The organism is Bacillus sp. EB600, assembly GCF_024494385.1.
In the GTDB taxonomy this organism is placed as follows: Bacteria; Bacillota; Bacilli; order Bacillales; family Cytobacillaceae; genus JAEVLT01.
The window spans coordinates 343,254-357,011 of record NZ_JAEVLT010000002.1 but is presented as its reverse complement, the minus strand read 5'-3'; the positions used below and the strand labels follow the sequence as shown (position 1 = coordinate 357,011).

The 13,758-nt window shown below is 39.6% G+C and carries 10 protein-coding genes and 3 tRNA genes; 8 read left to right on the top strand and 5 right to left on the bottom strand.

From position 1 onward, the window contains the following. Positions 1-10: 10 nt before the first annotated feature. The 7 genes from JN080_RS04410 to JN080_RS04380 all read left to right on the top strand — a co-directional run bounded on the left by JN080_RS04410 (position 11) and on the right by JN080_RS04380 (position 7,039). Positions 11-82: transfer RNA gene (locus tag JN080_RS04410), tRNA-Asn, on the top strand. 6 nt (positions 83-88) lie between these two features. Further along, positions 89-179: transfer RNA gene (locus JN080_RS04405), tRNA-Ser, on the top strand. A 7-nt stretch (positions 180-186) separates the two neighbouring features. Continuing rightward, positions 187-258, top strand: a tRNA-Glu gene (locus JN080_RS04400). Positions 259-668: 410 nt separating this feature from the next. Next, complete coding sequence (locus tag JN080_RS04395) at positions 669-1,814, top strand: glucose-1-phosphate adenylyltransferase (RefSeq protein ID WP_256234695.1); 1,146 nt, start codon at positions 669-671, stop codon at positions 1,812-1,814. Positions 1,815-2,164: 350 nt separating this feature from the next. Beyond that, complete coding sequence (locus JN080_RS04390) at positions 2,165-3,196, top strand: GlgC family sugar phosphate nucleotidyltransferase (protein WP_256234694.1); 1,032 nt, start codon at positions 2,165-2,167, stop codon at positions 3,194-3,196. Beyond that, the gene (glgA, locus tag JN080_RS04385) at positions 3,193-4,644 is read left to right on the top strand and encodes a glycogen synthase GlgA (RefSeq protein ID WP_256234693.1); all 1,452 of its coding nucleotides are present in this window, start codon (positions 3,193-3,195) and stop codon (positions 4,642-4,644) included. Before JN080_RS04390 ends, glgA begins: the two co-directional genes overlap by 4 nt. Beyond that, positions 4,634-7,039 (top strand): glycogen/starch/alpha-glucan phosphorylase, encoded by a 2,406-nt coding sequence (locus tag JN080_RS04380; protein WP_256234692.1) that lies wholly within the window; start codon positions 4,634-4,636, stop codon positions 7,037-7,039. The genes glgA and JN080_RS04380 overlap by 11 nt, the downstream gene beginning before the upstream one ends. 73 nt (positions 7,040-7,112) lie before the next feature. On the opposite strand, the gene yknW is transcribed toward JN080_RS04380, so the two are convergent. The 5 genes from yknW to JN080_RS04355 form a co-directional block, all read right to left on the bottom strand. Then, positions 7,113-7,787 (bottom strand): YknW family membrane protein, encoded by a 675-nt coding sequence (yknW, locus tag JN080_RS04375; RefSeq protein ID WP_256234691.1) that lies wholly within the window; start codon positions 7,785-7,787, stop codon positions 7,113-7,115. 18 nt (positions 7,788-7,805) lie between these two features. Continuing rightward, on the bottom strand, positions 7,806-9,005 hold the full coding sequence (locus JN080_RS04370) for an ABC transporter permease (protein ID WP_256234690.1): 1,200 nt from the start codon (positions 9,003-9,005) through the stop codon (positions 7,806-7,808). Further along, entirely contained in the window at positions 8,983-9,684 is a 702-nt protein-coding gene (locus tag JN080_RS04365) for an ABC transporter ATP-binding protein (RefSeq protein WP_256234689.1), read from the bottom strand. The genes JN080_RS04370 and JN080_RS04365 overlap by 23 nt, the downstream gene beginning before the upstream one ends. Further along, positions 9,681-10,868, bottom strand: coding sequence for an efflux RND transporter periplasmic adaptor subunit (locus tag JN080_RS04360; RefSeq protein WP_256234688.1), 1,188 nt, complete (start codon positions 10,866-10,868; stop codon positions 9,681-9,683). Before JN080_RS04360 ends, JN080_RS04365 begins: the two co-directional genes overlap by 4 nt. 217 nt (positions 10,869-11,085) lie before the next feature. Next, the gene (locus JN080_RS04355; protein ID WP_256234687.1) at positions 11,086-12,024 is read right to left on the bottom strand and encodes a 1,4-dihydroxy-2-naphthoate polyprenyltransferase; all 939 of its coding nucleotides are present in this window, start codon (positions 12,022-12,024) and stop codon (positions 11,086-11,088) included. Between the two features lie 333 nt (positions 12,025-12,357). On the opposite strand from JN080_RS04355, the gene JN080_RS04350 reads away from it, so the two are divergent. Then, a complete protein-coding gene (locus JN080_RS04350; protein ID WP_256234686.1) occupies positions 12,358-13,758 on the top strand; it encodes an isochorismate synthase in 1,401 nt (466 codons plus the stop codon).

Sequence of the window (13,758 nt, the reverse complement as noted above, 5' to 3'; positions counted from 1 at the left end):
GTTAAATTATTCCGCAGTAGCTCAGTGGTAGAGCTATCGGCTGTTAACCGATCGGTCGTAGGTTCGAGTCCTACCTGCGGAGCCTTATAGAGAAGTACCCAAGTGGCTCAAGGGGCGCCCCTGCTAAGGGTGTAGGTCGGGTAACCGGCGCGAGGGTTCGAATCCCTTCTTCTCTGCCATATTTTTGGCCCCTTGGTCAAGCGGTTAAGACACCTCCCTTTCACGGAGGTAACACGGGTTCGAGTCCCGTAGGGGTCATAGCAAACTGATGATAAATTATCATCAGTTTTTTTGTTGTATAAAAAATTATATAAAAATAACCTGTTGAGATCTTTTATTTATTATTTGAAAAAATAGAGCGTTTTTATTCACTGCTTATTCAAGAAACTTTTCGCGCTGCATGGGGTGAAATTGTCGGATAATGAAGCTTATTTTCTGCATTAGACAGAAAAATATAAAAAAGTCATTCGTATTGGTAAATGGCATCAATTCATGTCGGAAATGTAATAAAAGTTTTTCAAGGAATAATTTTAAAAAGAACGAATTATAAATAGTCGCTAAAAATAAATATTTACAATAAATAGATGAGGAGAGCAATGTCGGTGGGACTTACAATTCCTCCATTTGAAATATTGATTTTATGACAAGTTGAAAGGAGCTAAATGCGAATGGGAAAGAAAAAGTGCGTAGCGATGCTGCTCGCAGGAGGAAAAGGGAGCAGGCTAAATTCATTAACAAAAGACCTAGCAAAGCCTGCAGTTCCATTTGGAGGAAAATATCGAATTATTGATTTCCCATTAAGTAATTGCTCCAACTCAGGAATTGATACTGTTGGAGTATTGACACAATATCAGCCATTGGTTTTAAACTCCTATATCGGCATCGGCAGTGCTTGGGATTTAGATCGAAAGGATGGAGGAGTGACGGTACTTCCTCCGTATAGCGAATCATCAGAAGTGAAATGGTATACAGGTACAGCGAGTGCCATTTTTCAAAATTTAAATTATTTGAGGCAATACCAGCCTGAATATGTCCTGATTTTGTCAGGTGATCATATTTACAAAATGAACTATGAAAATATGCTTGAATACCATATTCAAAAACGTGCGGATGTAACAATCTCTGTGATTGAGGTTCCTTGGCATGAAGCAAGCAGGTTTGGGATTATGAATACTAGAGAGGATTTGAGAATTCAAGAGTTTGATGAAAAGCCAAATACTCCAAAGAATAATCTCGCTTCGATGGGAATATATATTTTTAATTGGATTATTTTAAAAGAATTTTTAGAAATGGATGATCGTAACCAAGGGTCGACACACGACTTTGGCAAGGATGTTATTCCATTGTTACTTGATGAAAAGAAAAAGCTGTTTGCATATCCGTTTAAAGGGTATTGGAAAGATGTTGGGACTGTTAAAAGTCTGTGGGAAGCGAATATGGACCTCTTAGAAGATGAATGTAAGTTAGATTTATTTGATAAGAACTGGAAAATATATTCTGTTAATCCAAACCAGCCTCCACAGTATATTTCCCCGGAGGCCACTGTAAGAGAATCGCTAATTAATGAGGGTTGTATAATTGAGGGGGTCGTTGAGAAATCTGTGCTCTTTCAAGGCGTAAAGGTTGGTAAGAAGTCGCTCATTAAAGACTCCGTTATCATGTCCGGTGCAAGGATTGGAAAAAATGTACGAATCGAAAAAGCGATTGTCCCTTGTGATTTAACGATTCCGGATGATACGGTTATCTGCTCATTGGATGATGAAATTATTTTAGTAACAAATGAAATGGTAAACGGTTTATATACTGCATTTTAATACAAATACACTGAAAACTTTGAATAATTTTTACCGTCTGACTTCGAAGTACGTGACATGCTAGCACTGTCTGGAAGAATGCATGTTTAGACAGCCAGCGTCCAGTGATTGATGTAAGTCGCTAAACGTGCGCTTGCGCATTTCTAATCGTATAAAAAATTATATCTTTGAACTTTGATAATTGTCTAGCTCCAGCGCCCAGCGACTAGTGTACTTCGCCCACTTCCCTACGATAAGTCAAGCACGAATGCGCTTACGCTCTTCGTGTTTCCTTTATCTCAGTCAGTGTGCTCCAGTCCATACGTCGCTAAACGTGCGCTTGCGCATTTCTAATCAGGAGGGACTTGTAATTGAAGAAAAAGCTTTTAGGCGTAATTGATGCGACAGCCTACTATGAGGATTTAGAGGAACTAATCGATCACCGTTCACTTGCTGCTCTTCCCTTTGCCGGATGCTACCGGATGATCGATTTTGTTCTGTCAAATATGGTGAATTCGGGAATTAGCAGTGTTGCTATATTTCCGAAAATGCAGTACCGCTCCTTAATGGATCATCTAGGGTCCGGAAAGAATTGGGACTTGGATCGAAAAAAAGATGGTCTTTTCTTCTTCCCTTCGCCACTCATTGATAGCAGCCATAATGGAATTGGTTGTTTTCATCATTTTGCCGCGAATATAGATTTTTTCAAGCGAAGCACACAAGAATATTCCTTGATCACGAATTGTCATACTGTTTTTACTATGAACTTTAATCCCCTATTAGAATGGCATATTGAGTCAGGTTGTGATCTTACAGAGGTAGTGGATCATGAGGGGAACTCTTTGGAAATGTATTTGGTTAGAACTTCATTACTGACAGATTTGATTGAAACAAGAAATGAAACTGGCTATACATGTATGAAGGATGTCGTTCATGACATCCATCATTCTTTTACTATTTGTCAATATAAGTACAATGGTTATGCAGTAACGGTAAATTCGATCCAAAGCTATTATTCTATCAGCATGAGCTTGCTTAAACCGGAAATATGGAAGGAAGTCTTCCTAAAGGAACAGCCGATCCTAACAAAGGTAAAAGATGAACCGCCAACCCAGTATCTGAAAGGATCGAGCATCCAAAATTCAATGGTTGCCAACGGTTGTTTGATTAACGGCAGTGTGGAAAACAGCATTATCTCTCGCGAAGTGAAAATTGGAAAAGGCTCAGTTATAAAAAATTGTATTATCATGCAAAAAAGTGAAATTGGCGAAAATTGTTTTCTGGATTCCGTTATAGTAGATAAGGATGTAAAAGTAGAGTCGGGAACCAGTTTATTAGGAACAGACCATGCTCCTTATGTTATTCGCAAAGGCACAGTACAGGGAGCGTTGATGAAATCGTGAAGGTTTTATTTGCCGTATCAGAATGTTGTCCATTTGTTAAATCAGGAGGACTTGCTGACGTGGCAGGTTCTCTCCCGAAGGAATTAAAAAGCTTTGGAACAGATGTTAGAGTAATACTTCCTAAATATGGGGCAATTGTTGACAATTTTAAAAAGGAAATGAAAAAAATAAATGAGTTTTCTGTTTCGGTAGGGTGGCGAAATCAATATTGCGGACTTGAGGAGCTTCAGTTTCAAGGAGTAACTTATTATTTTATTGATAATGAATATTACTTTAAGAGAGAGCGTTTGTATGGCTATTTTGATGATGGAGAACGGTTTGCCTATTTTAACAGAGCCGTTTTAGAAAGCCTATCCCATCTTGACTTCATTCCGAACATCATTCATTGTCATGATTGGCATACGGCTATGATTCCTTATTTAGTAAGAGTAGATTACCAAAATCAAAAGGAGTATGAATCAATTCGGACCGTTTTTACGATTCATAATCTCCAATTTCAAGGAATATTTCCTAAAGAAACTTTAGGAGATTTGTTTGGCCTGGATAGCCAATATTTCCATCCAAGGCATTTAGAGTTTTATGGAAATGTTAATTTTATGAAGGGAGCAATCGTGGCAGCAGACAAAGTCACGACAGTCAGCCCTACCTATAAACAAGAAATTACGACTCCTTTCTTTGGTGAAAAATTGGATGGACTTCTTCGGGAGAGAGAGGAAGATCTATGCGGTATAGTAAATGGCATTGATGAACAATTTTATAATCCAGCAAGTGATCCATCTATCTTTCAAACATATGACATTACTAATTTTGATAAGAAAAAGGAGAATAAACAGGAAATCCAAAAATACTTTGGCTTACCTGTCGAAAATAGAACCCCGTTAATGGTCATGATCACAAGGCTGACAAAACAAAAAGGACTCGATCTCGTTAAGTGTGTGCTGCATGAAATCCTTGCAGAGGATATCCAAGTAATAATTCTTGGAACGGGAGATTCTGAGTATGAAGAATATTTGAAGTACGCTACCAACGCTTTTCCTGACAAATTAAAGGTGCATATCGGTTTTAATGAAAGCCTAGCCCATCGACTGTATGCTGCGGCAGATTTATTTTTAATGCCATCGCTTTTTGAACCGTGCGGACTTGGGCAAATGATCGCGATGCGATATGGGACAGTCCCGATTGTAAGGGAAACAGGCGGCTTAAACGATACGGTTTCCGCTTGGAATGAAAGTAGTGGGGAAGGCAGTGGATTTTCCTTCCATAATTTCAATGCACACGACATGCTTTACACGATTCGCAGAGCCTTATCTTTCTATCACAATAAGGATGAATGGAATGCGATTGTGCAGTGTACTATGAGAATGGATTATAGCTGGGCCCAATCAGCTTTTAAGTATAATTGCTTATACGCAGAGCTTATTTCTAGGAGTGAGACCCATGTTTTCTAGCAAGGAACACTTTAAGCAAACTTTTTTAAAAAGACTTGAGATGCTGTGCGGAAAAGGCTTTAACGAGAGTACGGGGAATGATCATTATCAAACGCTAGGAAATATGATTCGGGAATATGTTAGTAAGGATTGGATAAGAACCAATGAAGAATATCGCTCAGTAAATGAAAAACAGGTTTATTACTTTTCTATCGAATATTTATTAGGAAGGCTGTTAAGGCAAAATTTAATCAATCTAGGTATTGAAGACATTGTTGAGGATGGCCTTCATGAACTAGGAATTGACCTGGGGCAGCTTGAGGAAATGGAAGCAGATGCCGGTTTAGGGAATGGCGGTCTAGGAAGACTGGCTGCCTGCTTCTTGGATTCAATCGCATCACTTGATCTTCCTGGTCATGGATTTGGGATTCGCTACAAGCATGGACTATTTGAGCAAAAATTCGTGGATGGCTATCAGGTTGAACTTCCCGAGCAATGGTTAAGGCACGGTAATGTTTGGGAGGTGCGCAAAGCTGATATGGCTGTTAACATACCGTTTTGGGGTCAGGTGGAAACAAAGGTGGAAAAAAGCCGCCTTGTTTTTCAGCATATTAACGCGGAGACCATTACAGCGGTTCCCTATGATATGCCTGTCGTTGGTTACAAAACGAACACAGTCAATACATTAAGGCTATGGAATGCGGAGCCTTCTCCCTTTCCAGTCCATAAAGACATCTTAAAATATAAGCGGGAAACAGAAGCGGTGACAGAGTTTTTATATCCCGATGATACCCATGATGAAGGAAAGATTCTAAGGTTAAAACAACAATATCTGCTCGTTTCAGCTGGTATTCAATCCATTTTAAGCTCGTATCGAAATACGAACCATGATTTGGAGGACTTACATCATCATGTTTGTATCCATATAAATGATACCCACCCTGTCCTAGCTATTCCGGAGTTGATGAGGGTTCTGATCGATGAAGAGGGATTGGATTGGGATCAGGCATGGGATATAACGACAAATACGATTTCCTATACCAATCATACGACATTAACCGAGGCATTGGAAAAATGGCCAATTCGAATTTTTCGCCCGCTTTTGCCAAGAATTTTTATGATTGTCGAAGAAATAAATGAACGTTTTTGCCGCTGGCTTTGGGAAAAACATCCTGGAAATTGGAAGAAAATTGAAGATTTGGCAATCCTGGCACATGACCAAGTAAAAATGGCCCATTTAGCTGTTGTCGGGAGCTTTAGTGTGAATGGAGTGGCCAAACTTCACACTGAAATTTTGAAGCAGCGGGAAATGAATCAATTTTACCAGTTATATCCTGAAAAGTTTACTAACAAAACGAACGGAATTTCCCACCGGCGCTGGTTATTAAAAGCCAACCCGAAGCTTTCCCAGTTTATAACCGAAGCGATCGGCTCTTCATGGCATCAGAATCCCGCTGAACTGGAACAATTGCTTGATTATCAACATGATTATGCATTTTTAAGAGAATTGCATTGGATTAAATCCAGAAACAAGCAAAGATTAGCTGACATCATATATAAACAAATTGGCGTAGCCGTTGATAAAGAATCAATTTTTGATGTCCAGGTGAAAAGACTTCATGCGTATAAAAGACAGCTACTGAATGTATTGCATATTATGTACCTTTATAATCAGATGAAAGAGGACTCAAGCAGTGTGATCGTTCCAAGAGTGTTTATTTTTGGAGCAAAAGCTTCGCCAGGCTATTACTACGCGAAAAAAGTTATAAAATTAATTAATGCTGTAGCTGACAAGGTTAATAATGACCCTCTCATTTCGAATCGAATAAAGGTAATTTTTCTTGAAAATTATCGTGTATCTTTAGCAGAAAAAATTTTCCCAGCTGCAGATGTGAGTGAACAAATTTCCACTGCCAGTAAGGAAGCTTCCGGTACGGGAAATATGAAATTTATGATCAATGGGGCCTTAACTGTTGGAACACTTGATGGTGCGAACGTAGAGATTCGTGAGCTTGTGGGGGATTCCAATATTTTTACCTTTGGACTGTCCTCAGAGGAGGTTCTTCATTATTATCAGCATGGAGGATATCGATCTATTGAATATTATCATCACGATAGCCGAATCAAACAGGTCGTCGATCAATTAGTGTCAGGTTTTTTTCCAAATGTTTCTAATGAGTTTGAGCCGATTTTTGATTCATTACTCGCCGAAAATGATCAATACTTTGTACTGCGGGACTTTGCAGCATATGCTGAAATCCAACAGCGAATCGGAGAAGCTTATAAAAATCGGCTTGATTGGCAAAGGAAGAGCTTACTTAATATTGCCAAGGCTGGCTACTTTTCGAGTGATCGGACGATTAGGGAATATGCGGATGAAATTTGGCGGATTAAATCGGTAAAGAGATGGGGCTGAAGACAACTTCAGTCCTTTTTTCATTCTAAAAACAAAAATAGGCCTTTTGTTCGAAGGCCTGCTGACAAACCTGTTAACTCCCTAGCTGCGGGAATAAGCCGCTTAATGAACTGAAGCCGAGGCCGATCAAAAATAGGATGACAACTAGGACAATGGCCTTGTTTTTGCTTAAGCCTGCAACAATTTGCAGCCCGATTGCGATCACAACATAGTACCAGATTGAAAAAATATCAAATCGTCCTGCCATGGCTTGAAGCATCTTATTATCCCCAACCAATGGAGCCAAGCTTGTATAAGTTGTCTCGTACCCTCCAAGGATGATTCCTATTAATCCATTTACAAGTAAGCCAATTGCGGAAATGATACTAGAGTATATCGTGATACTCAGCAGCTTTTTGTATGGTGTATCGTTTCCTATAAAGATCATACAAAGTTTATAGAAGGCTGCAATGATAAAAAAAGAAATCGTTCCTCCTAAACCAGCACCAAGTGCACCCATTCCTACGGTAAACCCAACTGGTATTTTCATTTCTGGTGTTGCATTTATATTTTTAATGATGGGATTGTTTAAACTTAAGAAGGCGACAAGCGCTCCTCCAATCGCCATTAACAAGATCATCAGCACAATTGGCAATCCAATTGGTGAGCTTTCCTTCATTCTTTCAAATTGAATACCTGGGGAAGGGATCATCCCAAATAATGACGGCTTTTTAACTTGTGCTTTTTCAAACTTAACATTTGTTTCCATTCAATATCACTCCTATTATTATTCGTATCTTAATGCTTCAATTGGGTCGAGCTTTGCCGCCTTGTTAGCCGGAATGAGACCAAAAATAATTCCCAGTGACATCGAGAACAATACCCCGCCAATGACTACTTGAACGGATACAAGTGGCGGCCACTTGGCAAAGTGTGAGACGATATATGCTCCGCCTACCCCTAAACCGATCCCGATTATCCCTCCTAAAAGGGTAAGCATCACCGCTTCAATTAGGAATTGCAGCAAAATCTTGCCTCTTGTCGCACCAAGTGCTTTGCGGATTCCGATTTCTCTCGTTCGCTCTGTAACTGATACAAGCATGATATTCATGACCCCGATACCACCGACAAGTAAAGAGATACCAGCAATCCCGCCAATAATCATCGTCATAATGTTTGTGACTTTAGAAATGCTATTTTTAATTTCTTCTAGGTTAAAGACTTCATATTTACCTTTCAAATCAGGGGGCTTTGTATCATTAAGCAGATTGGCAGCCTTTTTTCCAGCTAGTTCAAGCTTGCTTACATCCTTTGCTTGCAGCGTAACAGATTGGATATTATCTGTTCCAAATAAAACAGGCCAGATCGATAAGGGCATCAACATCTCTGGAAGACCGAATCCGAAGATACCATCCTGTGCTTTGTACACACCGATTACCTGAAACGGCTGTCCTTTTAGTTCGATAATTTGTCCAACTGGATTACTATCTTTAAAAAAATCCGTGGCAGCCTTCTCATTCACCATAATAAAGCTGTTGGACTGAGCAAAATCATTCTCGGTTAGCTTTCTCCCCTTGACCAAATCTACAGTATTAACAGCAAAGTATTCCGCATCAATCCCGTAGATTTGAGCACTGCTGCTTTTTTCGTTGACAGCTATGCTTTCCATAGAGCTGTTCGTTGTGATAACGTGTGATATTTCAGGGATATTTCTAAGCTGAAGTAAACTTTCCTGTGAAAATGTTGGGGCTTGATCAAAAGGCATCGCAAACGGGTCTTCATCATCTGGGGTAAAGTTAATTTGAATTGTATTGTTTCCTGCACCGGCAAATTGCGATTTCAATGCTGCTTCACCGCCCTGCCCAATGGCGACGACGGTTATTATCGATCCGACCCCAATAATGATTCCCAGCATGGTTAGCGTTGAACGAAGCTTATGTGCCAAAATGGAGGAAAGGGCAATTTTAATGCTTTCCAATAAACTCACTTGTTTTCCCCCCCTTATCATGGATAATTTGACCATCCTTAAGAAAAATGCGGCGGGAGGTATAGGAGGCAACATCATCCTCATGGGTAACAACAATAATCGTTGTTCCTTCTTGATTCAATTGGGTGAAAATCTTCATAACCTGTTCCCCTGACTTGGAGTCGAGAGCACCCGTTGGTTCGTCAGCTAATACAAAAGTTGGATCGTTTACAATTGAACGTGCGATGGCCACCCGTTGCTTTTGACCTCCTGAAAGCTGATTAGGCAAGTGGTTAACACGATCCGCTAAACCGACTTTAGCAAGTGCATCAAAGGCTCGGTCCCGACGCTCTTTCTTGCGGACACCGCCGTATACAAGCGGTAATTCGACATTTCCCAAAGCAGTTAATCTTGGCAGCAGGTGAAAATGCTGAAAGACAAAACCGATGTATTTATTCCGAAGCAGAGCGAGCTGTGCTCCATCTGATTTCAAAACATTTACTTCATTTAACATGTACTCCCCCATTGTTTGACGGTCTAAAAGACCGATAATGTTCATCAGTGTTGACTTTCCGGAACCAGAGGGGCCCATGATTGAAGCAAATTCACCATTTTCAATCTCAAGATTAATATCATGTAGGACGGGAACTTCAAGCAATCCTTGTTTGTATGTTTTGTCGATGTGTTGTAAGCTGATCATTTTATCTTCACTTCCAATCCGTCGGAAACATTCGCGGAAGGATCCTTCACTACTTTTTCACCAACTTTCAAACCTGTCAGCACTTCGGTTGAATTGCCATCTCCAATACCCGTTGTGATCGTTTGCTTGTATAGCTTGTTTTTCTTCACAACATAGACAAATCGGGAATCGCCTTTTGAGCTGATACTGCTGCTGGGCACGACAAGCATTTTCTTCGTCGATAGATCCATCTGGATCGAAACATGGTACCCAGGGGATAATCCGTCTTGCTCGTCAAGGACAGCTTTGAAATTGTAGTAAGAAATATTTTGCGTTTGTTGTCCTACAGATGCTGCAAGGCTTTGCCCAGTTTCATCTGTTGTAGGATACTCACTAATCTCTGTGATTTTCCCTTTCCATGTTTTGTTCGAAACAGCCTTTGCCGTAACTGTGATGGGCTGGTTCAGCTGAATTTGTGATTTTTGTAATTCTGTTAATGTTCCCTGGATAATGAACGGATCTTTTGAAGCAATTTGAACAACCGGATTCGTTTGTGCTCCGGCAGTCTGTGCAGTACTTTGGCTCATATCATTATTTACTTTTTTGACAATACCTCCAAGACTGCTATATATGATTAGATCCTTTTGTTTATTCTGCAGATCTTCTTCTTGAAGTTTATTTTTTTCAATCTCTAGATTTGTTGTTTTTTGTTGGAATTGTAAATCATCCAGCTGTGCTTCTAACGGATCTATTACCTCTTTTGGGGATTTTGCATCCTTCGCCTTTTGAATCTCACTTTTGATAGAAGTAATTTTCGCATTTCCTTGGTCAGAACGCATTTTTGCTGACTTTTTATCGATTTCCAGCTGCCGTAATTGAATAGAAAGCTCAGGATTGTCGTACGAAAAGAGTTTCTGTCCTTTCTCTATTTCCTGACCTTCCTTAATAAAAAGTTCTTTTACTTTTCCTTTCGCCGGATCTGGATAAAATGTTTCCATATTGACAGGTACCACTTGTCCTGCAACTAACTTTGTGTTGCTTAATTCTTTTTCTGTTACACTGGCAAACTTCAAATCTCCTGTACTGTTATTCTTTTTACTGTGGATGACGGTAATATTAATAGCAGCAATGATAACGATTAACGCAATGATTCCTATGACTATCCATTTTTTCTTCCTAGGTCTATGTATTTGTTCTGTTTGCAAGGTACCATCCTCCTTTTATGGAAAAATTTTCATTAACTTCCTTTATTATATTAATACTGTCAATTGTGTACAAGCGAAATCATTCAAACTTTTACAAAATTGACGAAAATTCAACATTTTTCTTGGCGCTGAATAAATAGGAATTGCTTATTAAAAAAAATAGCTTCTGCCAAAAAGGCAGAAGCTATTATCACAATATAAGAAAGGATAGAATTAATTAGGAGAAAAAATGGCCAATAAACAACCCGACAGCCAGCAAAAAACCGAAGAATGTGTTGGTTTGGGCTGTTGCTTTCATGGCCGGCGCCATTTGAATCGGCAGGTTATTATGAATAAATCCGTTAATTGCTTGGATGGCTTTTGGAGTGCTTAGAACAACAAGTGCAATCCAAACGGGAGCAACACCAGTAATAATAAGTGTTAAAACCCATAGATAGGAAACGATGAAAATGAATGCCAGTAAATAAACAGCTTTCTTTTTTCCTAATAGGATTGGAAGTGTCTTTCGGCCACTCTCTTTATCGCCTTCACGGTCACGAATATTGTTTGATAAGTTGATGCCGCCCACAAGGAGCATAATTGGTATTGATACAAGGACGCTTGTCTGGTCAATTGTTCCGGTTTGGATAAAGAATGAGATTAAGATTATCAGAAATCCCATGAAAAATCCGGAAAGAAGTTCACCAAAAGGAGTGCTTGAGATTGGAAGCGGGCCGCCTGTATATAGATAACCAGCCGCCATACAAACAAGCCCGACTAGAGCTAACCACCAGCTGCTATTCATACAGATATAGACTCCAAGTAACAAGGATATACCGTACAAGCCTAAGGCGAGGTTCAGTACCGTTTTCGGCTTGACGCCATCCCGAACAATCGTTCCGCCAATCCCGACAGAATTTTCATTATCGAGGCCATTTTTAAAATCATAGTATTCATTAAACAAATTGGTTGCAATTTGAATGAATAAACTAGCTAGCAGCATTGCAATAAAAAGGCCAAGGTGAAATTTTTCATATCTAAGGGCAAGTGCTGAACCAAGCAGTACTGGCACAAAGGATGCTGTTAGTGTATGGGGACGTGTCATTTGCCACCAAACTTGAAAACCACGGTTCGATTCCAAGCCTGATTTAGAGCTTGAAGGTAATTGTGGCTGCATATTTGATCTCTCCCTTTAAAAATAATATCTATAAGTTATAGAGAAACTGTTTGTAAGGTAATAAAGATTTTCATCCAAAATTAAGTTTATGGAATTAGCCGAACAGTGTCAATGACTTTTTCACTACTGAAATTGGAAGATTATCCTTAACAGTTGATTAGTGGAAAAATAAAGCTCAATTCTGCCAAAACTTGTGTTATTAATATATAATAAGGAACGAACTAGGCTTATTGTAATATGTATTATTGACACCGCTCTTATCGGAGTAGTATCTTAAAATAGGCTTAAAATGAATGGATAACAGTCACTTTGGCTGTTTTGGAGGGATTTTTTTTGGTTACCATTCAAGAAACGGACGTTAAGGAAAAGGCAATGGCAGCTTTAGCACGCGCAAGAAGGCTTGCTCGGCCGATTTTAGTAAGTGTTGTAAATAAAGTTGATTCAATAGATCCACTGCTTTTTTTTCAGAGTGGCAGTGATCATTATTTAGGTGAACGATTTTTCTGGAAGGACCCAGCAGATGAAATCGTTCTTGTTGGAATGGGAATAGCGAAACAAATACAATCGGATCAGGCTACTGACCGCTTTTTTCATGTTGAAAAAGTGTGGCAGGATTTTTTAGCAGAAAGCATAACCCATAACCCTTTTACGGAAAATGGAATCGGGCCGCTGTTGTTTGGCGGATTTTCCTTTGATCCATTAAAGCAAAAGACAGAGCTTTGGAGCAAATTCTCTGATGCACAATTTTATGTTCCAAAGTTTATGCTGAGTATCATTAAAGGACAAACCTTTATTACCACAAACATAGTCTGTACAAATCATGATGATCTCAGTTTATTTCAACTGGCAGTAAAAGAGATGCAGGAGATGTTAAGCTTAGCTACCCAAGGCTTGGATTTAGAGCCTGCCAAAATTGTTGATACAATGGTTATTTCCCCGCAAAGGTGGAAGGAAACGGTTGATGAAGTAGTCAAGGACTTAAAAGCCGGGGCATTAAAAAAGGTCGTCCTTGCCCGTGAACTGAGGCTGCGATTTGATCATTGTATACCAAGTGAGACAGGCTTAAGCCGCTTATATAAAGAGCAGCATGACAGCTTTATTTTTGCATTTGAATCCCATGGGGACTGCTTTATTGGGGCTTCACCAGAGCGGCTTGTGAAAAAACAAGGAGGGAATGTTTTTTCAACCTGTTTGGCTGGTTCGATTCCAAGAGGGAAAACAAAAGAGGAAGACGAAATTCTAGGTGAGCAATTATTGGCAGATCGTAAAAATCGAATGGAGCATCAATTTGTTGTCGAAATGATTAAAGAAGCGCTAGAAGAATCCTGTGAGGATATCATTCTGCCAGATAAGCCGCAATTGATGAAAATAAGAGATATTCAGCATCTATATACACCCGTTATTGGTAAATGCAAAGAAGATGCTTCCTTATTGATGTTAGTTGAAAGGCTTCATCCGACACCGGCACTTGGCGGACTTCCGAAGAAAGAGGCAATTGAAAAAATTAGACAGGTAGAGGAATTGGACCGAGGTTTTTATGCTGCCCCGCTTGGCTGGATGGATTATCAAGGAAACGGAGAATTTGCTGTTTCCATCCGCTCCGGGTTGATTCAGGGAAATGAGGCCTCACTGTTCGCAGGCTGTGGGATCGTTGCCGATTCGGATTCGGAAAGTGAATTCTTGGAAACTAGCTTAAAATTTAGACCGATGCTAACTGCGCTTGGAGGAAAGTGA

Coding starts and splice junctions, on each gene's coding strand:
- JN080_RS04395 (WP_256234695.1), top strand. CDS start 669: ATGGGAAAGAAAAAGTGCGTAGCGATGCTGCTCGCAGGAGGAAAAGGG.
- JN080_RS04380 (WP_256234692.1), top strand. CDS start 4,634: ATGTTTTCTAGCAAGGAACACTTTAAGCAAACTTTTTTAAAAAGACTT.
- yknW (WP_256234691.1), bottom strand. CDS start 7,787: ATGGAAACAAATGTTAAGTTTGAAAAAGCACAAGTTAAAAAGCCGTCA.
- JN080_RS04365 (WP_256234689.1), bottom strand. CDS start 9,684: ATGATCAGCTTACAACACATCGACAAAACATACAAACAAGGATTGCTT.
- JN080_RS04355 (WP_256234687.1), bottom strand. CDS start 12,024: ATGCAGCCACAATTACCTTCAAGCTCTAAATCAGGCTTGGAATCGAAC.